This is a genomic window from Streptococcus oralis subsp. dentisani (genome assembly GCF_007475365.1).
Taxonomy (GTDB): domain Bacteria; phylum Bacillota; class Bacilli; order Lactobacillales; family Streptococcaceae; genus Streptococcus; species Streptococcus mitis_AX.
This window is the reverse complement of record NZ_CP034442.1, coordinates 1,537,172-1,557,077: the sequence shown is the minus strand read 5'-3', so window position 1 is coordinate 1,557,077 and position 19,906 is coordinate 1,537,172. Positions and strand designations below refer to the sequence as shown.

Here is a 19,906-nt window from a genome sequence, read left to right as displayed (position 1 = left end):
AAACGATAGAACTTCTTTAATGGCCTGAGAGAGATCAGGAGTTCTATCGCTTCAAATTTTAAATCATTTTCTTAACTTGCAGATATTCAACAATCGGGCGTGTTTCTATAGTATTCGGCAGATTTGTTACAGCCAAGCATCTCAAAAATACGGACAGCATCTTCCATCTTTTTTTGTCCTTCTTTAACTCTTCCTTGCTTGCTATCAAGGAGACCTTCCGCCCACAAATAGACAATTCGGAAATAGGTCTCGTTTTCCTTGTAGAAATGCTCTTCGATAACACGTTTAAAATAAGAGGCATTGGTAAATTCTTCACACTCAATGCTGGCTAAAAAACCATTCAGTAGCATGGTGTGAAATAGGTGCCGATTTCCCTTCATTTCCATTAGAAAATCAGATTTTCGGACCATTTCTCGTACATATCTAGTGAAAAGAGGAACAGATAAGAGTGGGGAACTAACTGAGAACAAATTGAGTTCATAGTTCCCCCAAATCTCGGTAGAAAACAGGTAATCATGAAGGACTTTCCCTTCCTCTGTTGTTAACTCTACCGTTTCATCCATGCTCTTCATATAAGACTTGATCATAATGGCATTTAGAATATGTTTCTGTTTGTTTTGAGAATTGGCATACTTTTGATACTCCTTACGATACAGGTCTTCGAGAGGTGCTATATTCTTTGGATCCAAGACATCTATGATTTCTTTTCTCAACTCAGAATCGGTATCATAGTGAAAACCTCTCGCTAGGAAGAGGATTTCCTCCACACTCGCAGATATATTTTCCAGTGCAGATAGAAACTTTTCCACTGAAAGCTCACTCTGACCTGTTTCAAATCGGGATAACATAGACGGCGAAAATTGTCCCCCAGTTGCTTGTCTTAATGAGATATTTCTTGACTCTCGTAATTGTCTAAAGACTGTTCCAATCTGCTCCATAGACTTCCCCTTAATTGAATATTTTCTTCATTTTATCATATTTTTCAGAAAACTCATCAAAAACTTGCCAAATTGTCAGAATTATGAGAAAATAGAGGATATTTATCACGTGGAGGGACTGCTATGAGAGACGATATCAAAATCAATGACCGCGCTTTGGCCTTACAAGACCAAATTATCGAAAAACTAGAGAAGGTTTTTGATACGGATGTGGAATTGGATGTTTACAATCTGGGCTTGATTTATGAAATCAATCTGGACGAAACGGGTCTCTGTAAGATTGTCATGACTTTCACTGATACTGCCTGTGATTGCGCCGAAAGCCTGCCTATCGAAATCGTCGCAGGTCTGAAACAGATCGAGGGCATCGAAGATGTCAAGGTTGAAGTTACTTGGTCTCCTGCCTGGAAGATCACACGAATCAGTCGCTACGGCCGTATTGCCCTAGGTCTCCCACCTCGTTAAGCAGGCAAATCACTTTTGAAGATGAAAAGAAGCAAGCCGAAAATGGCTTGCTTTTCTTGTTTATTTTTTACCTGACTTGTCCATATTCCAAAAGTCTGTCACGGCTCCGCGAGAAGCGGATGATACGATGTGGGCATATTTACCGAGGACACCACGGCTGTAAAGTGGTGGCAAGGTTGTTTCTGCCTTGCGTTTTTCAAGTTCTTCTTCGGATACGGCCATGGAAATTTCTTTGGTATCTTGGTCAACCGTAACGATATCACCTGTACGAAGGTAGGCAATTGGTCCACCATCCTGAGCTTCAGGAGCGATATGTCCAACAACCAGACCATAAGTGCCACCAGAGAAACGTCCGTCTGTCAAGAGGGCCACCTTGTCTCCCTGACCTTTACCAACGATCATTGATGAAAGTGACAGCATCTCAGGCATACCAGGACCTCCCTTAGGTCCCACGAAACGAACAACGACAACATCGCCATCAACGATTTCATCTGTCAGAACGGCCTGGATAGCATCTTCTTCTGAGTCAAAGACCTTAGCTGGTCCAACGTGACGACGCACTTTAACACCTGATACTTTAGCAACCGCGCCATCAGGGGCAAGGTTCCCGTTCAAGATGATAAGCGGACCGTCTGCACGTTTTGGATTTTCAAGTGGCATGATAACTTTTTGACCTGGTGTGAGGTCTGCAAAGTCAGCCAAGTTCTCAGCAACTGTCTTACCAGTACATGTGATACGGTCTCCGTGAAGGAAGCCATTCGCTAAGAGATATTTCATAACCGCAGGCACACCACCGACTTCGTAGAGGTCTTGGAAGACATACCGACCAGATGGTTTCAAATCAGCCAAGTGAGGCACACGCTCTTGGATCGTATTGAAGTCTTCAAGTGACAAGTCAACATTTGCAGCATGGGCAATAGCAAGCAAGTGAAGAGTGGCATTAGTAGAACCACCGAGCGCCATGGTTACTGTGATAGCATCTTCAAAGGCTTCACGAGTCAAGATATCTGACGGTTTGAGACCAAGTTCCAACATCTTAACAACAGCACGTCCTGCTGCTTCGATATCTTCTTTCTTGTCAGCTGATTCAGCTGGGTGAGAGGATGATCCTGGCAAACTCATCCCGAGAACTTCGATAGCAGTCGCCATGGTATTAGCAGTATACATACCACCACAGCCACCAGGGCCAGGGCAGGCATTACATTCGAGACGCTTGACGTCCTCAGCTGTCATGTCACCGTGGTTCCACTTACCGATTCCTTCAAATACCGAAACCAAATCGATGTCTTTTCCATCAAGATTTCCCGGTGCAATGGTTCCACCATAGGCGAAAATAGCTGGAATATCCATATTGGCAATGGCAATCATAGAACCAGGCATGTTCTTGTCACAGCCACCGATAGCGACGAAGGCATCCACGTTGTGACCACCCATAGCCGCCTCGATGGAGTCCGCGATGATGTCACGAGATGTTAGAGAGAAACGCATACCAGGAGTTCCCATGGCAATCCCGTCTGCTACGGTAATGGTTCCAAACTGTACCGGCCAAGCGCCCGCAGATTTGACACCTTCTTTAGCCAATTTCCCAAAATCATGCAAGTGAATGTTACATGGTGTATTTTCCGCCCAAGTTGAAATCACTCCCACAATCGGTGTTTCAAAGTCCTTATCTGTCATTCCAGTCGCACGAAGCATGGCACGGTTTGGTGATTTAACCATACTGTCATAAATGCTACTGCGGTGACGTTTATCTAATTCTGTCATCTTATCCCTCCCATTTCAGTTTTTACCATTATAGCACAATTTCCGCATGAAGAACAGAATAAAATTCTTGAATTTTCAGAAAATTTCGATTACTAGCTTCTAATTTTTTCATCTTTTTTTGTCAAGTAACTTTACTTTACAAAAAAAATGTGTTATTCTAATATGGTTGATGAAAATCACTAGATTGAATCGAATTTAAATACCTAAAGGAGAAATCAAAATGGCAGTACCTGCACGTCGCACTTCAAAAGCGAAGAAAAACAAACGTCGTACACACTACAAAGTAACAGCTCCATCTGTAAACTTTGACGAAACTACTGGAGATTACTCACGTTCTCACCGTGTATCACTTAAAGGATACTACAAAGGACGTAAGATCGCTAAAGCTGCTACAGCTGAATAATAGAAGGGAGATACCATGCGCGTAAATATCACACTTGAACACAAAGAATCTGGTGAACGCTTGTACCTTACTTCTAAAAACAAACGTAACACTCCAGACCGTCTTCAATTGAAGAAATACTCACCAAAACTTCGCAAGCACGTCGTGTTTACAGAAGTTAAATAAGCACACCTAACTCAAAACGCCTTACTGGGCGTTTTTTGCTTTATTGGTTAGCAATCTATAGCTTTTCAGGAGAGATTTATGGCATTTTATCTTTGGATGTTCCCGCTACTCTTTATCTTTCACGATATGGAAGAAATTATCGGTCTTGTCCCTTGGATTCATCTCAACGAAACCTTGCTGGCTCAAAAGGCTCCAGCTATTCTCAAGATTCACAAAGGAATTACAACAGAGGGATTTGCCCTTGCTGTTTTTGAGGAGTTTATTCTTGTCTTATCCATCACTTTATTTGCGTATTTTACTCAATCTAGAGCGCTCGAATTAGTTTGGTTAGGTGGATTTGTAGCATTTGCGCTTCATCTCTTGCTCCATATCGGGCAAGCAATCTTTCTTGGTAAGTATATCCCTGCTCTGATTACTTCTGTCCTCTGTTTCCCTATCAGTGCTTATTTGATTACAGACGTTGTACATTTGTGGCGGGTTTCGACCAGCGAATTTTTCCTATTTTCACTAGTCGGTTCAGGCATCGTCGTCATCAATCTCCTCTTTGCTCTTTGGCTTGGGAAAAAGTATTCCGCCTGGCTTGCCCATTACCATTAACAAAAGTTCCTTGCAATTTCAATTTGCAGGGAATTTTTTTATCCCCCTTCACAGTTAAGAAGTGTTTTATAGTTTTTCAAGACAAAGCAAAAAGCCCACTGTTGTAGGCTTTCTGTAAGATATTTCTTAAAATTAAAGCATTTTGTTGTATTGCCGAAAGTTGATAATGCTAGGCTTCTTTAGATAGCTCTAACCATTGATACATAAGGTTTTACAGGGAATTTAGTTTTATTCTGTATTCTTAAGTTTTCTTTCTATCTAAGCAAAAAACTAAGCAAAAAAGAGCTTTTTCAGCTCTACCAATCGATGAGTTCAGCAGGCAAGAAACTAGCACGGTCAAACGTGCTTTTTTGTTTTCTGATGAAATATGTACATACTTTTCCATACTTTAATTTCTGATTGCTGATAGGTAAATTATACCATGAAGCGCGTGCTTTATGATGTTATACCTGTAACTCTTTGCCTTCATCTTCAAACATAATTGTAGGAACTTCTAGCACCTCACAAAAGCCCTCAGATTTGCTTCTAAGGGCTTGGCTATACAGAAGGATAGGCGGGACCGCCGAATGTCGCCCGCATTTCTCGACCCACTAGCTAAGTGGCGCGTTGGAGGCGGATACTTTTCAACCTCTATCCTCTATGTTTTGATTATATCACATTTTTCTCAATTTTAAAGATTATCAATAGTATCCTTGATACTCTGCCATAGTTCTTCGTTACTTAATCCTGCGTATTTCTTTTCTATTTCCTCAATAGGAAGAATAGTAATCTCATCAGGTTGAGAAAGCCAAAACTTCTCTTCTTCCTTGGTTAAAGTATAAGGCATAACTAATCAATCCTCTCCAGTTTAAGTGTTCTTACAAACTCTTCCCATTCGTGATCCAAGTCCTCAACGATTTTGTTTTTATTTCGTTCGCTGGCTTTTTTTAACAATTCATCCAGATTGTCGTCTTCAGCTTCTGGCCAATCATAATCATACTTCTCAATCATGTCAATCAATCCTTCCAAATTCAAATTCAAACGCTTCACATAAAATTTTAAGTATTTTCTCTTACGCTATGACTTAATTATAAACTTTCCTATCCTAATATTCAATCAACAAAACACCGTCTCGATAGCTTTTAGCAAAGTCTAGCAGCATCTCAGCCTTGAGACGTTCATACTCAGATTTATCAATCTCTAGTCTCTCGTATAACTGCCATAACTTTAAAACCTCTTTTGTTTGTCTTGTAAAGAGATTGGTGAATATCTCACGTCGTACATCATCTAGATTGTCCCTGAAGGCTTCAATCACACCTATCAACTCTTCAGCTTTGGCTCTAAACGCTCCATCTTGGTCGTCTAGACTCAATTTTACCAGCGATGGATAGCTTTTTAGAAATCTGTATACCTGTTTGACTGTCTCTTTTTTATCAATCTGCATTTACCATACCTGCCAAGTGGTCTAAAGCTTGCTTCCTAATTCTATATACGTTAACCTTGCTTATCTTCATCTCCCTATAAATCTGAGCCAAAGGGAGGTTATTCACATATAACATTGTCAATACTAACCATTCTTCGATTTCATCTAACTGATCTATCATCTCCATTACTTCTATACGTTCGCTAGTAATAGCTTGTATTTGCTTCGCTATCTTATCTCTTAATTCCAAAGTTTCAAGCAGTTTATTTTCAGCGTTATTATTTTTACTTGTAGTAACCCGTGTTTGATATTGGTTAGTTCCTGCAAGCAGTCCACTTTCTAAACTCTGGTACTTTAGCTGCAGTCGCTGGATAAGGTCGTTCCCTTTCTTTACTCTTTTTAGTTGTTCCTCTATTTCTTTAATGGTCAAGTTGATACTCCTTCATGGTATAATAGTTTTAAGGAATAATTTATAAAGGAGTCAGCCCTGTGCTGGCTTTTTTTTCGTTTTCTCGATGTTCGTTCGTGGTTCAAGGCTTAATCTGTTTCCCGTGAGAAAAAATGTATAATGACGGTGTGAAGTTCATAGAAGCGCGTGGGTGGAGGAGATACCCCCCACTATGTTATAAAATTGGATAATTGAGTAGTAGCTTTATCGGTCAAAAAATCAAGCTAAACACCTAGTAATACTACATTCTACCAACTTCAAAAACATTTCAAAAAGGGAATTTTCTGCACAAAAGAGGGCAGCGTTCTTATATCCGAACAACACCTACCCCCGTCTAAAAATAAAGGGGGTATCTCTGCCTCATATCTCGCCTTCATACCTGCTTAGTATCTTGTAATTGATTAAAGCTAAACAATATTTATATAACTATTTTTTCCCTTGATCTTGATTAAGATTTGTTTGGAAATGCTCCAAAAAACTACTTCAAATTACTCAATCCATTCAGCCAAAATCTATCCCCTTTTCTGGTGTAGTTAACAAACTTTTGATAATGCTTGTAATATCGTTTCTGTTTCATGTATTTTGGTCTTTCAGGAAAACTGTCAAACATATATCCACCACGTCTAGGACTCCAACCTGGTTCTACCTTTCTAGCTTCCCTCAGCGCAAGCTCCCAATAGTATTGGCAATCTGTCTTACTTCGGTTCAGTGTTGATTTGTGTATTTTCTGGCATGATCCACAACCATATAGCAAAAGTCTCTTATAGAGTTTTCTACATCGATTACCACAAATAGGACAGACAAAGAAGTAGCGATTGCCTCCCTTGGTTCCTGGTATTCTCGCTAAATCAAAATGATCACGTTCAAAGGTGATATAAAGGTTATCTAAGTCTATTTCTAGTTTTCTACCGTCCAACTCAGCTATACCCTGACTGATATTCTTGTTTTTCATTGGCTTTATAAATGTCTCTATGGTTATTGATTTTATAATTTCCATTCGTTCAAAATACCTTTATATATAGAAAAACCCAAATCGATTGGGTTTAGTAGTAATGAAACCACAAAAAGAGGCTGGTGCCTCTCTTGATAGTTCTAGCTTTCTGCCTCAGCCAAATAATCAGCAAGGCCTTTATATTCGCCTTCTACGTCCAACTTTTGGAGTAGGCTAATACTTTCATCGCCCAGCATTTCCAACGTACCAAAAGCGGTCATAGAGTCCATAGGGATACGTTTATCAGAAAGCAAGCGATCAGCATAGTCTAATAGTTCCAGCTCGTAGTTTGTGACCTTATTCAGCAAACTCTCAAAATCCTCCGACTCTTTGAGTTGAAGCACGCGCTCCTGTTTATAACGTTCTTCAAATGCTTCAAGCTCCTCTGGTTGATTGTAATAGTCCTTGAAACTGTCACAAATGCGCTTGAAGGTCTTGTTTAGCTTGTTATCCTCCACATACTCAGCGACCAGCGTTCCCTTATCCTTGTAAGTCAATGAAATTGTAGGCTGGCAATATGTTCCAGTCATATATCCCAGTAGCGCGTGACCTGCTACCATAGCAGTATCTAGGTCTTTAAAATCGTAAGTGAAATTGAATGTTTTTGCTTTGTCAGAAAATGTTTTTAATGTCATGTTGTTTCTCCTATTCTTATTTTAAGGTAAATTATGTAATTTTTGCAATCTGTTGACCTTCTTTGGTGTTTTGTTGACCTTCTAGGTAACACGGTTCAGCTATACTCCCCCAAGGGGTTAGGTCACTTTGTTACCATGTTGACCTTCTTTTGAAGTCCTTGCCCTTATATATAAAATATATCTATTTCATTTACATTCTTGTTTTTAAAAAGAAGGTAACAAGGTCAACATAAGGGCTATAATACTAGTACTATCAAGGGTTTAGGATGTTGACCTTCTTTAAAAAAAGGTCAACAAGAAGGTCAACATTATTCTTTTTTAGTTATAGCGTGATTCACTCGACCCAGTTTAGGTCTTTCAAACTCCAACGGATCTAGTTTGTCAAAATCTTCAAATCTAACACGAGCTTTTTTTAGTTGATACTTATTAGGTGTTAACTGTTGTAAGTGTCTTATCGTTTCTTTTCCTGCCCCATAAACATTAGGCTTGGCTATCCCCATGTCCTCAGCATAATGCTTTAGTGATCTGGTCAGTATAAAAACGGGTACTACATCCAGCTCATGCCAACCTTTTTCCATGTATTCATGCTTAACCCATGAAAGTAAGTAGTCATTATCCTCTTGGTATTCTTCTAGCAGGTCTTTGACTGATTGAGGTTCGATAAAGTGAGTAAATGGCTCTTGATTGATAGCTTTGTATAGGGCATATTCTAGGACTTCCTTATTTGCTAAAAACTCATTTTTTATCCAAGGCTTTTCCTTTGCCCCGTTAAAGTCAGCATTGAAAGGTACGATCATAATTCTACGATACCAGCCTTTTGTCTTGTTGCCACCATTGGGGATATAGTTGCCTGAAAAGATATTGAATAGCTTAAAGGTAGCTTCAAAAGCTGGCCGACCTTTTGGATTGACTAGCACGGTGTCCCCACTAGTGATACTCATTAAATCAGACGGATTTTTCAAGTATTCGTTAGGCGCTTCGTCTCCAATATTACAAACCTTACCTACCAAGGTCTCCAAGTTATGCTTTTCTCCGAACTGTGCAGGCTTTAAGGCTGATATATTGCTTTCCCCTATCAGATTGATAAGGAAGCGCTGAAATGTCCCTTTACCATTATTACCGTCCCCGTAGAAGATAGCAAACTTATTTCGGGTATGGTTAGGGTTAATAGCTTCAAGGATAATCTGCCAAAACAGTGTTACCAGTTCACTATCATTACAAGCGATTGAGTTTAGCCAATCATCAAAAGTTTTGCCCTCTCTATCTGTTGGGACTCGTTTAGGCGCGTGGTAGGCCGTGCTTATCTTACTTGTAATTACATACTTAGGACTAAAGGGGAGTAGTTCCTTAGTTTCTAAGTTGATAATTCCGTTATGTACGGGAATGAGGTTGGAACTTTCTAAAGGCTTTTGTATCTTTGTCAATGTTCTAACCATTAACTTAATCTGAGGCCACTCTCTGGGTTTAATTCTCACGTCAAAAGTTTTACATAAAAGATTGAAAAGATCATTACTAGCGGTATAGATACCCTCGTCTAAATCATAGATATAGAGTAGGCTATAATCAGGAACATTGCTCTTACTGATAAAAGTAAATATGACAATCTCGCTCAGTATTTTAGCAACGGTGAATGTTTGGGGCATAGCGACCTTTTCGGTAACGTCCCCTGTGGACTCGTTTACTTTAGTTTCGGTATGTTCTGCCCGCCATTCTTCACCAGCTTTAAAGATACGATTTTCTAATTCCTTCATAGTTCTAGGAGGCTGTTCTTGTTCTCTCACCTCCAAGATTTCACTTTTTAGGTTTTCTAATTCTTCTAGTTCTATGGTTCTACCCTCTCTTTCTGTATTCTGCCCGTGCTATGCTACTGAATGTACGATCTAGTTCCTCGATTGGTAAAGGTTCAGCAGTCACGCTATTGGCTATCTTTGTAAGTTCGTAGGCGGTCTCTAGATCACAATCAACCCACTTGTTAAAGAGCAAGCCTACAAAGTGGGTCACTGCCACGTTACGCCCTCCCTTGTCTCCAAATCCGTTGAAAAGCGTGTCAATAATTCTCATGGTCATCGATCTCTGGCCACTCGTTCTGGGTGTGAATTTTCCAGTATTTTCTTGCTTCGCTCTTGGTTCAACCTTGGGGACTGGATAATCTAGGCCATGCTCTACAATTTTTTGATAGTCCGCTGGGTCTCCTGTTGTGACTGGTAGGCCCTGGAGTTGGGACCAGGTTAGACTAGCCATGTCAAAGGGTAGTCCAATCTTGTCAGCAATCTCTTTCACTACCTGCTTATAGGTTGCCTCATTCATCACGTTGTCAGGCTTCACCACAAGGCGAAAACGGGGTTTTTCTGGGCTATGTTTGATAGTCGGGTATAAGATATAGGAATAGCCAAACAAAGCGCTGGAAATGGCTTCTATGAAGCCCTCAGACGTCCCTTGTATATCGTCATAATCAAGGAAAATCAAATCCCGATAGATTAGGCTGGAATTGTTTCGCTTGTAACTGCCATTCTTTTCTGGTGTTACTTTCCCGCTGATACAGTAAGGCGCTTGTGTACGTTTGAAGTCTTCGATATTTACCTCTTCAGGGACTACCAAAGGCTTAAAACGTTCAATATACTCAAACGACCCAATCTTATCAAATGGATAGACAAGATTATTTTGAAAGCCTTTAGCCTCGTAAGTTGTCATACTATCTCCCCTTTTTGCGCTTCTTTTTTAACTTCTTCAGTAGCTTTTGTTCTTTAACCTGTTCCAAAGATTTCCCACGGTACTTATACAATTTAATGTCATGATAATGCCCTCTACCTTGTGCTGGGTGTGTGTTATATCTAGCCATTCTCCACCCCCAGAAACTTCCAGATGTCAGAAATTCTATAATAGATTTTCCTAGTATCTTCTAGTGGGGGCTGGTATCGTCTTAGCCCAGCATCTTCCCACTTTTGGAGTGTCTTGTACTTTATATCTAGCTCGTCCATGGCTTCCTGAGCTGAGATTAAACCTGTCAGTCGTGGCTTGTGTATATCACGCGCCTCCAGGTATTTTTCTACAAGGTTTAAAACACCATGGGCTAACTCGTTTTCGCTTTCTTTGCTTAAACTAAACATAGTCTTCTGCCCCCTTCAGTAGTAGCTTATAGCTCTCTAAATCGGCATTCAAAAGGACAGTCAGACGCTTCTGCTCCTCTTGTACTTGGTTATAGAATGCCTTTGCTCCGTCTAGTAGCTCCTCTTTGTTAGCTGGGATAAAGTAGCCTCTGAAAGCCCCATGACGTACCCCAACGATAGGAACGCCGTAGCGCGTGATCAGACGGCTGATAATGTCCTGGACGGTTCTTTCTGCTAGTTTAGTGATTAAGCTGATTTCAGCCCCAGTGATAGAGTTCTCAGCCCCTACCTTGATTAGTTTTAATACTCGCTTGTCATTCAGTGTTAGATTCATTCAATTCCTCCCCATACATTGACCCCTGCAAGTTGAATATAACGCCCATAATCAGGGCTTAAATCCTCGCTAGGTGTTTCTATTGTCTGTTTGCTTTCTCGCTCAATTTGGGCGCTTTTTTTGCGGTCTCGGTGGTTTAGATAAAGCAGTAAGCCAATCAATACCACAACAAAGACAATCGCCTGTCTGTTGCTTAAATCTAGTTCATTCATGCTATGACCTCGCTTGATAGCTCTTGATGTAGTCCACTTGGTCGCTTCGTCCCATCTTCAGGAAGTCGTCCACCTCTTCGGTGCTTACTTTTCGATCTACAAAATCAGCAATAAACTGGAAGAGGTTAGGATTTTCTGCCTTGATCTTAGCCATTCGTTTATCAAATTCTGCTTGTGTCATGTTGTCTAGATCTAGTGTCATTGCATTGCCTCCTCAAACTGCTCTATAAGATGATCTTCACTTACTTTCTGATTAGCATTTTTAGAATTAAAAAGAATATCTTTTAAGGTTATAGTAGCCTCTAAATACTCCTTTTCAGCATATTCTATATACGCCTGCTGCTCTGCTTCGTTGTCAAAAAAGTGCTTGGCTTGGCGTTTAAAGAAGGCTTGGCGCATAGCGTCCATTTCAAAAATACCAGGGTGGAAAAACATTCCCGTAGTGCTCTTAGAGACTGCCTCGATTTTATGGCTTGCATTCAATTCAGGAAGTTCAATCCAAAGTAAACGGGATAAATCTTCTTTGATTGATTTTGTCTGATTTGCCAATAAAGAAAGTCTTCTTAGGCCATTTTTTTCGCTAATTTCTCGCATTTCTACGCTAATTCTGTCTATACGTCTAGTTAAATTCTCGTATGTTGTTTCTGCCATGGTGTTTGCTCCTTTTTCTATGTTTGTGTAATTGCCCTTTCGGCCTTTTAATTGTCGTTTCCTATACATGATTAGCACCACTCCAAACGCTGGGCGATTGCCCCAAGTTGGCGAACTCTTGGAGTGATAACCAGTTTAAAGAGTTAGCGCTCTCCGTATGGTCAAAATGTCCTAGATATGCTATAATCTAGTTATAAATCTTTACTAAAACCTCTTTAATAATAGCTTGCCTGCTTTTTGTTAAATTCGTTTTAGTGTTAGTGTGAAAGGCTTTGCTGATTGGTCTCGGTAAGCCTTTTTTGTTTCAATCACGCGCATTTAGTGCGTGGTTTTTTATTTCTGAATACCATGGACTTGATTTCTTGATAACTCATATTCAAGCCAATCATGGCTATTACCATGTCCTCAAATGCCTGGTATTGCTCCAGCTCGTCACTGGTCAAGCTATCGATGCCATTATAGCCCCCACGTTCTTCCCTTAACTGCTTAGCGTTCCTGTCGGTTACTGCTTTTAGTAGCAGGTTGTTCATGGTGCTATGCGCGTGCTTGGGTTTTGCCTCCCATGTCTCTATACTGTCATGCAAGGTTTTTCTTTTTGGCTTTTCTAGCGCCCTCTGCATACGAAACTTAGAAAGTTCCTCACGCATTTCAAAGAAGGCTTTGACTAGGTTCATTTTGAACCGCCGTACAGGTTCGGTATTCTTTAGATAAGTGATCAGCAAGGTTGCCTGTTGTTCATTTAGGCGATAGATTTTCATTGGTCGCCCTCGCCCATCTAATTTACGCATTTCAAATGCGATAATTCCGTAGCTTTCAAAATCAGCTTTATGCTTTCTTAAAAGTTCTTGTATTGTGTGATGAGTAACCTCAGCACATTCAGCGATGATCTCGCTTGTAGTATACGGCTCTTTCTTGCCGTCCATGTAGACTAATTCCATTGGTTTGCTCCTTTCTAGCTATAAAATAGTTCATCTATGGTTATGTCTGATTTGATTTCTGCAACCATTGACTTAATCGCTAGGCGTTCCTTATCATTGAATGGCGTTTTACCTAATTCTTTGTTGTTGTATGACTGCAAAGAAATTTTTAGTTTGTCCGCCATCTGTTGCTGAGTCAGTCCTAACATAACCCGATAGCCTCGTAGTTTGCTCATAGATTTGCTCCTTTCTAAAAAATCCCCCTCCATGAATAGATTGAAAGTGTGAAAGGTTGGAGATTGGCACATTTTTTATGTGCTTGATTGTATAATACACAATTATTTTTCGTGCGTCAACTATTTTTTTAATTTTTGCACAAAAAAAATGTACTTTTTCTAAGATATAGTTTATAATCATCTGTGAAAGGTGTAATAAGACATGAATAGATTGAAAGAATTAAGACAAGAAAAAAAGCTATCTCAAAAAGAGTTAGCTGAAAATATCAGGGTTCATTATCGGACTCTTCAAAATTGGGAAAACGGAGAAAGCCAAATTAAACCAGAAAAAGCCCAGCAACTAGCTGACTTCTTCGGAGTAAGCGTTGGGTATCTATTGGGGTATATTGATGACTCGGAAATATATGATGATGAAGTGGTAATAGAACCTGAAAAGGGGATGATTTTAGCTTACTCTATGGAACGCTCTAACAAGAAGCTCCAGGAAAAGATGTTTAAAGACTTCATTACATTTTTCCGTGATAACACTATCTTTATCAGTGATAATGAAATTCTAGCTTTATACGCTATGGTGCAGGCTGCCGATCTCAATAATACCACGCCAAGAGGCATACAGTTTACCAATTTGATTTTTTCTGATAATGACGAAGCCAAACAAATAATCGATGATTACTCATTTATTTTCGGTAACGAGTTTACTAGAAATGATTTAGATGAGCAAATTCGCGGATATATCTCCGAAGAAACCAGAACTAAAGAAAAGACCGAAAAACTCTTGAAAGTCTTGAAATCAGCATATGGAGAACGCGACTACCTGAATTAGTAAGGTTACCATTGGTCAAGGGTAAAGCATATCATATATAGAGAAAATTAAAAAGCGATCAAAAGCATACCACGCGCCACAATGTTCAACAATCCTGAAGCGCGTGTGCGAATGCGTGTGCGAATAATCTACTTTCAAAAAAACCTTTAATAGCACTGTTAGCTAACTAAAAATAAACTATTTTTCCCGCGCGTGTGCGAATGCGTGTGCGAATAATCTACTTTCAAAAAAACCTTTAATAGCACTGTTAGCTAACTAAAAATAAACTATTTTTCCCGCGCGTGTGCGAATGCGTGTGCGAATGCGTGTGCGAATCGATTGGAGAAAAAATGAGAAAATACGATATACAAAAATTGTTATTATCAGGGGAGAACCAAAGTGTTGAATTCAAAGAAGCTAAAAACTCTTTCCCTAAAGACGGTATGAAAACCATTTGCTCCTTTGCTAATACAAATGATGGATTACTAATTCTGGGAATATCAGAGAATACACAGAATAAAGAATTTTATATTTCTGGGGTCAATAATCCAGATAAAATACTTGATGATTTATATAGTTTAGTTAACAATCCTAAGAAAATTAACAGAAATGTAATAAATGAAGAAAGTGTTCAAGTTATAAATGAAAAAGGAAAGAGTATTATCATTATCCCTATTTATAAAGTTGATTATAAGGACAAACCAATATATCTAAACGAAAGTGTAACATCTACTTATTTCCGCCAAGGTACCGGAGATTTTAGATGTTCACAAGAACAAATCAACTCTATGTTAAGAGATTCCGCTAAGGAAAGTTTTGATAGCACACTTATTCAGGATTTTTCTATTTTAGACTTAGATACAGAAACAATAAAGCTATATAGAGAAAAGTTCGATAATATAAATGCGGAGCACCCTTTTTCAAAATTGGATAACGAACAATTTTTAATAAAAATAAATGCTTTACGAAGAGATCGCAAGGACGATAAAATAAAACCAACAGTTGCTGGACTATTAATTTTTGGTACACATAATTCAATAAAAGAGTTTATTCCACACTATAACGTAGAATATGTTCTAAAAGAGTTTTCTGAAAACAATCGCTTTAAAGATCGTGTGATTTATGATGGTACATGGGGGGAAGATAATCTTTTTAATTTCTTTTACCTAGTTATTGAAAAATTGTATCTAACTTTAAATGACAACTCTAACATTCAAGAAAATTCTATGAATAGAATTGGAATTTCAAAATTACGAATTGCAATTCGCGAGGCATTCATTAATAGCCTTATTCATAGCGACTATAAAAGCGAAAAAGGGATAATGATAATTAGATATTCTGATAGGTACATATTCACAAATGGCGGAACACTTAGAATTGACATAAAGGACTTTTTTAGTGGGGCACATTCTGATCCAAGAAACTACTTAATACAAGAAATTTTTAGATTTTTAAATTTATGTGAAAAAGCTGGAACTGGTATACCCAAAATAATGGAAGCCGTTAAAGAGAGTCATTTAAAGTATCCCAATTTACGAACTGAATTAGACTCAGTTGAACTTACATTATGGGATACTTCCCTTATAGATAACCTAGATATTGATAACGAATATGAGAAAAAAATATTAGAATTAATAATCGAAAACCGTTTCATAACAAGAGAGACTTTGGAAGAAAAACTAAAAATCCACAAAAATACAATTTTAAAATATTTAAAGAAATTAGTGGAAAAACAAGCTATCGATAAATTCAAATCCGGTAGACAATACGTATACTTTATTGCACAAAACCAAGATCCTGAATTTCAAAAATATAACCACATTGATGCTATGTATTCTCTACTGGAAGAAATGAAACGAAAATAAGGGTCTTATCGTAAGCCCTAGCATGATATAAACTACAATCTAAAACCTTTTTAATAATAGCTTGCCTGCTGATGTATTTTAGAAAGGTTTATCATCATGAAAATAACGCAACATAGTAAAAAAGACGGGTCAATAGTCTACCGCTCTAGTGTCTATCTGGGCATTGACCAGGTAACGGGTAAACAAGTCACAACGAAAGTCACGGGACGCACTAAAAAAGAGGTCAAGCAAAAAGCCCAAGACGCAATTATAGACTTTAAGGTAAACGGATCGACCAGGTTTCAAGCCTCTACTATATCCACCTACGAGGAGCTGGCTAGGCTATGGTGGGATAACCACAAGCATACAGTAAAGCCAAATAGTCAGGACGCTACTAGAAGGCTCCTAGAAGGCCATGTTTTGCCTCTCTTTGGCTCATATAAGCTCGATAAGCTGACAACTTCACTTATTCAATCCATTGTCAACCGACTGGCAGAAAAGACTAATAAAGGAGAAGCTGGGGCGTATCTGCATTATGACAAAATCCACGCGCTTAACAAGCGTATTCTTCAATATGGTGTCATTATGCAAGCTATCCCATTCAATCCAGCCCGTGAGGTCTTGCTACCTCGAAACAATCAAAAAGCAAACCGCCACAAGATCAAACATTTTGACAATCAGGAACTTAAAAAGTTTCTTGACTATCTCGATAGTTTAGACAGTAACAAGTACCGCCATTTTTACGAGATTACACTTTACAAGTTTCTACTGGCCACTGGTTGCCGTATCAATGAGGCTCTAGCGCTTGAATGGTCAGATATTGACCTAGAAAATGCCATTGTCCACGTCACAAAGACTCTAAACTATAAGCAAGAAATCAATAGCCCAAAGTCAAAGTCTAGTTATCGGGATATAGATATAGATCAAGCAACTGTTAGCATGCTAAAACAGTACAAACGTAGACAAGTAAAAGAGGCTTGGCAACTTGGACGTACTGAAACGGTGGTCTTTTCTGACTTTATACATGAGTACCCCAATAATCGAACCTTACAAACCAGATTAAGAACCCACTTCAAACATGCTGACGTTCCTAACATTGGTTTTCATGGTTTCCGCCATACTCACGCCAGTCTCTTGCTTAACTCTGGAATACCTTACAAGGAACTTCAGCACCGCCTAGGTCATTCACAAATCAGTATGACCATGGATATATATAGCCACCTCTCAAAAGAGAACGCCAAAAAAGCCGTCTCATTCTTTGAAACGGCTATGAAATCAATCTAGCAAATATCTAAGCAAACCCAGAAATCGACGTTTTAAGACAAAGCAAAAAGCCCACTGTTGTAGGCTTTCTGTAAGATATTTCTTAAAATTAAAGCATTTTGTTGTAGAATTCAACGACAAGTGCTTCGTTGATTTCTGGGTTGATTTCGTCGCGTTCTGGCAAGCGAGTCAATGAACCTTCCAATTTTTCAGCGTCGAATGATACGAATGCTGGACGTCCAAGAGTAGCTTCTACTGCTTCAAGGATTGCTGGAACTTTCAATGATTTTTCACGAACTGAGATCACTTGACCTGGAGTTACGCGGTATGATGGGATATCAACGCGTTTTCCGTCAACAAGGATGTGACCGTGGTTTACGAATTGACGAGCTTGACGACGAGTAGTCGCAAGGCCAAGACGGTAAACAACGTTATCCAAACGGCGTTCCAAAAGAAGCATGAAGTTGAAACCTAGGATTCCGCCTTTGATTTTTGTAGCTTGTACGAACAAGTTACGGAATTGTTTTTCACCTACACCGTAAGTGAAACGAAGTTTTTGTTTTTCAGCCAATTGCAAACCGTATTCTGACAATTTAGAACGGTTGTTTGGTCCGTGTTGTCCTGGTACGTAGTTACGACGTGCCAATTCTTTACCTGTACCTGTAAGTGAAAGGCCAAGGCGACGAGCTTGTTTCCAAGATGGTCCTGTATAACGTGACATATGTATGTCCTCCTGATATAAATAATATTTCGGTGGAAATAGTCACTTAGAAAGCCCTGATTCGTGCAGATGCCCTTCGCCTAAACAGCCAAGGTTACTTGTCATAAGACACCTGTTGACGAGCTTCATGCTTTCCTGCTGCTATTTCACACAAAGGCTATTGTACCATGAAAAGCTAGATTTGTAAAGGGATTTTACGCCTTTATTTCAAATTGAGGCTGAATGTAAACTTGCTTCCTAAGCCATATTGACTTTCTGCTGTGATTTCGCCACCAAGCTGATGGGCTAGTTCGCGTGCAATCGCAAGACCTAAGCCATGCCCACCTGTCTTCATATTGCGCGAAGTTTCCACACGATAAAGTCGTTTAAAGATCTTTTCCAAATCCTCAGGAAGGATCCCCTGACCCTCGTCTTTCACACTGATTCTCAGCTCTTGTTCTGTTAATTGGGCAAGAACCTCGATTCTGGTTCCTGGTTCTGAATATTTAAAGGCATTGTTTAACAAATTAACCAGAATGCGAGAAAGTTTGTCAGAATGGCTCTTGATTTTCGCCGACTCAGGTGATACTTGAATGTAAACATCTCGCTCCTCTTGTTCAATCTGGAGTTGAAATTCACTCATTGACTCAATCAGCAACTGATCTAAAAAGACCTCTTCGACTTCTTCAGTAGCAGTATCTTGAGGTTGGGTGTTAAGAGTCAGAACATCCAATTCCTCCACTAGCTTGTTTAGACGCTCGGTTTGCCGACCAATCGTGGTTAAGTAGTGGAGCCGTTCCTCTTCCTTAATCACTCCATCTAGAATTCCCTCCACAGTAACCTGAATGGAGGTAATGGGAGTTTTAATATCGTGAGAGAGCTGCGCAATCATCATTCTCTTTTCTTGCTCGCTCTCATCAAGTGATTGAAAGGTAGCTTGCAAATTGTGGGACATGTCATTAAAAGCTTGGCCCAGCTCTTGAAATTCTAATGGTCCTTTGGTTTCGATTTCTGTGCTGAAATCCTTGCTTGCTATATCCTGAGCTTGTTTTTTCAAATGTTTCAGAGAAGAGAACACAGGCGACAAAAGAAAGATGCTCACTGCAGCGCCAATAAAACTAGCAATCAAGGTCATTCCAACTAGAAAGTAAACTTCACTTTTCTCAATCAACATTCGTTGGACTGCCCAGAAAACGACCAAAATCGTTAGTAGAGTCGACACTAGATACCCCACTAAAATATAGTTTTTTAATTTCATTTTCTACCTCTTGGCCTTTCCATTTTATAGCCCAAACCCCAGACAGTTTTGATAGCAGGAGCATTTGAATTCGTATACTTGGTCAACTCTTGCCTCAAAGCATGGATATGAACATTGAGTGTATTGGTATCATCCACATAGTCCTCTTGCCATACCTTCTCGTAAAGTTCCGTCTTTGAAAAGACTCTCTCGGGATTGCTGGCTAATATCCATAGAAGTTCAAAGGATTTTACTGTCAATTCCAATGGTTGATCCCCAATGCGAACTTCATGAGTCACATGGTTGATTACCAAGTCACCAAACTCGATTTGTTCTGTCTCTCTTCCACGGCTAAGGCGACGCAAGATATTATTCACTCTTAAAACCAATTCGCGTGGGCTAAAGGGTTTGACTATAAAATCATCTGCCCCCAAACTTAATCCATAAATCTTATCCTGTTCGCTTGTCTTAGCAGTTGTAAAGAGGAAGGGTTGATCCGGAGCGATATACTGAACTTCACTGATAAAATCATAACCATCCATATTGGGCATCATGATATCTGTGATAATGAGGTCGATAGATTTTTTTCTGAAAAGCTCTAATCCCTCCTTACCATCATGGGCGACCAAAACGTCGTAACCTGCCTGTATAAGATAGCGGTTTTGAATATCTAGAATATCTATCTCATCATCAACCAGCAAAATTGTCTTTTTCATCTGACACTCCTTCGATAAAAACAGTGTTATACTTGCTTTAGTATAACACTATTTTCTCTAATGTTTAAGTGATTTGAAT

Annotated in this window: 27 protein-coding genes; 7 read left to right on the top strand and 20 right to left on the bottom strand. The window is 39.3% G+C overall.

Translation table 11 applies throughout. From position 1 onward, the window contains the following. Positions 1-86: 86 nt before the first annotated feature. Positions 87-938, bottom strand: a complete 852-nt coding sequence (locus EJF26_RS07855) for a helix-turn-helix domain-containing protein (protein ID WP_000434994.1) — start codon at positions 936-938, stop codon at positions 87-89. A 123-nt stretch (positions 939-1,061) separates the two neighbouring features. Here EJF26_RS07855 and EJF26_RS07845 point away from each other — a divergent pair, with 123 nt between their 5' ends. Next, entirely contained in the window at positions 1,062-1,403 is a 342-nt protein-coding gene (locus EJF26_RS07845) for a metal-sulfur cluster assembly factor (RefSeq protein WP_001204052.1), read from the top strand. A 60-nt stretch (positions 1,404-1,463) separates the two neighbouring features. On the opposite strand, the gene ilvD is transcribed toward EJF26_RS07845, so the two are convergent. Continuing rightward, positions 1,464-3,167, bottom strand: coding sequence for a dihydroxy-acid dehydratase (gene ilvD / locus EJF26_RS07840; protein WP_000137347.1), 1,704 nt, complete (start codon positions 3,165-3,167; stop codon positions 1,464-1,466). A gap of 220 nt (positions 3,168-3,387) precedes the next feature. On the opposite strand from ilvD, the gene rpmF reads away from it, so the two are divergent. The 3 genes from rpmF to EJF26_RS07825 all read left to right on the top strand — a co-directional run bounded on the left by rpmF (position 3,388) and on the right by EJF26_RS07825 (position 4,332). Then, entirely contained in the window at positions 3,388-3,570 is a 183-nt protein-coding gene (rpmF, locus tag EJF26_RS07835) for a 50S ribosomal protein L32 (RefSeq protein WP_000290418.1), read from the top strand. A gap of 15 nt (positions 3,571-3,585) precedes the next feature. After that, positions 3,586-3,735, top strand: a complete 150-nt coding sequence (gene rpmG, locus EJF26_RS07830; protein ID WP_001265622.1) for a 50S ribosomal protein L33 — start codon at positions 3,586-3,588, stop codon at positions 3,733-3,735. A 78-nt stretch (positions 3,736-3,813) separates the two neighbouring features. Beyond that, positions 3,814-4,332: an HXXEE domain-containing protein gene (locus EJF26_RS07825; RefSeq protein WP_000896445.1), complete on the top strand. Its 519-nt coding sequence runs from the start codon at positions 3,814-3,816 to the stop codon at positions 4,330-4,332. Between the two features lie 670 nt (positions 4,333-5,002). Here EJF26_RS07825 and EJF26_RS09855 read toward each other — a convergent pair. From EJF26_RS09855 to EJF26_RS07755, 15 genes are all read right to left on the bottom strand, one after another. Continuing rightward, complete coding sequence (locus tag EJF26_RS09855; protein ID WP_004245873.1) at positions 5,003-5,158, bottom strand: hypothetical protein; 156 nt, start codon at positions 5,156-5,158, stop codon at positions 5,003-5,005. 2 nt (positions 5,159-5,160) lie between these two features. Then, on the bottom strand, positions 5,161-5,361 hold the full coding sequence (locus EJF26_RS07820; RefSeq protein WP_000826326.1) for a hypothetical protein: 201 nt from the start codon (positions 5,359-5,361) through the stop codon (positions 5,161-5,163). 55 nt (positions 5,362-5,416) lie between these two features. Then, positions 5,417-5,755 (bottom strand): ArpU family phage packaging/lysis transcriptional regulator, encoded by a 339-nt coding sequence (locus tag EJF26_RS07815; RefSeq protein WP_001165311.1) that lies wholly within the window; start codon positions 5,753-5,755, stop codon positions 5,417-5,419. Further along, positions 5,745-6,164, bottom strand: a complete 420-nt coding sequence (locus EJF26_RS07810) for a DUF1492 domain-containing protein (RefSeq protein WP_000152764.1) — start codon at positions 6,162-6,164, stop codon at positions 5,745-5,747. Before EJF26_RS07810 ends, EJF26_RS07815 begins: the two co-directional genes overlap by 11 nt. Before the next feature lie 496 nt (positions 6,165-6,660). Next, positions 6,661-7,170 (bottom strand): hypothetical protein, encoded by a 510-nt coding sequence (locus EJF26_RS07805; RefSeq protein ID WP_025168970.1) that lies wholly within the window; start codon positions 7,168-7,170, stop codon positions 6,661-6,663. Positions 7,171-7,274: 104 nt separating this feature from the next. Then, entirely contained in the window at positions 7,275-7,808 is a 534-nt protein-coding gene (locus EJF26_RS07800) for a hypothetical protein (protein ID WP_000173108.1), read from the bottom strand. A 308-nt stretch (positions 7,809-8,116) separates the two neighbouring features. Then, positions 8,117-9,559, bottom strand: coding sequence for a DNA primase family protein (locus EJF26_RS07795; protein WP_000661062.1), 1,443 nt, complete (start codon positions 9,557-9,559; stop codon positions 8,117-8,119). 79 nt (positions 9,560-9,638) lie between these two features. Continuing rightward, positions 9,639-10,499, bottom strand: a complete 861-nt coding sequence (locus tag EJF26_RS07790) for a primase alpha helix C-terminal domain-containing protein (protein WP_000214714.1) — start codon at positions 10,497-10,499, stop codon at positions 9,639-9,641. 140 nt (positions 10,500-10,639) lie between these two features. Beyond that, complete coding sequence (locus EJF26_RS07785; RefSeq protein WP_000492117.1) at positions 10,640-10,915, bottom strand: hypothetical protein; 276 nt, start codon at positions 10,913-10,915, stop codon at positions 10,640-10,642. Continuing rightward, positions 10,908-11,249, bottom strand: a complete 342-nt coding sequence (locus tag EJF26_RS07780; RefSeq protein ID WP_001054702.1) for a hypothetical protein — start codon at positions 11,247-11,249, stop codon at positions 10,908-10,910. The genes EJF26_RS07785 and EJF26_RS07780 overlap by 8 nt, the downstream gene beginning before the upstream one ends. After that, positions 11,246-11,461 (bottom strand): hypothetical protein, encoded by a 216-nt coding sequence (locus EJF26_RS07775; protein WP_001003753.1) that lies wholly within the window; start codon positions 11,459-11,461, stop codon positions 11,246-11,248. The genes EJF26_RS07780 and EJF26_RS07775 overlap by 4 nt, the downstream gene beginning before the upstream one ends. Position 11,462: 1 nt before the next feature. After that, positions 11,463-11,663 carry a hypothetical protein gene (locus tag EJF26_RS07770; protein WP_000171249.1) on the bottom strand — a complete coding sequence of 67 codons (201 nt, stop codon included), beginning with the start codon at positions 11,661-11,663 and terminating at the stop codon, positions 11,463-11,465. Continuing rightward, positions 11,660-12,112: a hypothetical protein gene (locus EJF26_RS07765; RefSeq protein ID WP_004245827.1), complete on the bottom strand. Its 453-nt coding sequence runs from the start codon at positions 12,110-12,112 to the stop codon at positions 11,660-11,662. The genes EJF26_RS07770 and EJF26_RS07765 overlap by 4 nt, the downstream gene beginning before the upstream one ends. Before the next feature lie 308 nt (positions 12,113-12,420). Continuing rightward, positions 12,421-13,050, bottom strand: a complete 630-nt coding sequence (locus EJF26_RS07760; RefSeq protein WP_000424681.1) for a Rha family transcriptional regulator — start codon at positions 13,048-13,050, stop codon at positions 12,421-12,423. 14 nt (positions 13,051-13,064) lie between these two features. Then, the gene (locus EJF26_RS07755; RefSeq protein ID WP_000040966.1) at positions 13,065-13,265 is read right to left on the bottom strand and encodes a helix-turn-helix transcriptional regulator; all 201 of its coding nucleotides are present in this window, start codon (positions 13,263-13,265) and stop codon (positions 13,065-13,067) included. A 202-nt stretch (positions 13,266-13,467) separates the two neighbouring features. On the opposite strand from EJF26_RS07755, the gene EJF26_RS07750 reads away from it, so the two are divergent. From EJF26_RS07750 to EJF26_RS07735, 3 genes are all read left to right on the top strand, one after another. Further along, positions 13,468-14,088: a helix-turn-helix domain-containing protein gene (locus EJF26_RS07750; RefSeq protein WP_001080849.1), complete on the top strand. Its 621-nt coding sequence runs from the start codon at positions 13,468-13,470 to the stop codon at positions 14,086-14,088. A 329-nt stretch (positions 14,089-14,417) separates the two neighbouring features. Further along, on the top strand, positions 14,418-15,932 hold the full coding sequence (locus EJF26_RS07740) for a DUF8451 domain-containing protein (protein ID WP_001233768.1): 1,515 nt from the start codon (positions 14,418-14,420) through the stop codon (positions 15,930-15,932). 96 nt (positions 15,933-16,028) lie between these two features. Next, positions 16,029-17,195: a tyrosine-type recombinase/integrase gene (locus EJF26_RS07735; protein WP_000705443.1), complete on the top strand. Its 1,167-nt coding sequence runs from the start codon at positions 16,029-16,031 to the stop codon at positions 17,193-17,195. Between the two features lie 88 nt (positions 17,196-17,283). Here the strand turns inward: EJF26_RS07735 and rpsD are convergent, their stop codons facing one another. The 3 genes from rpsD to EJF26_RS07720 form a co-directional block, all read right to left on the bottom strand. Next, entirely contained in the window at positions 17,284-17,895 is a 612-nt protein-coding gene (rpsD, locus tag EJF26_RS07730) for a 30S ribosomal protein S4 (protein ID WP_000092756.1), read from the bottom strand. Between the two features lie 202 nt (positions 17,896-18,097). Continuing rightward, positions 18,098-19,132, bottom strand: coding sequence for a sensor histidine kinase (locus EJF26_RS07725; RefSeq protein ID WP_000769397.1), 1,035 nt, complete (start codon positions 19,130-19,132; stop codon positions 18,098-18,100). After that, positions 19,129-19,827 (bottom strand): response regulator transcription factor, encoded by a 699-nt coding sequence (locus EJF26_RS07720; protein WP_000751226.1) that lies wholly within the window; start codon positions 19,825-19,827, stop codon positions 19,129-19,131. Before EJF26_RS07720 ends, EJF26_RS07725 begins: the two co-directional genes overlap by 4 nt. Between the last annotated feature and the right edge of the window lie 79 nt (positions 19,828-19,906).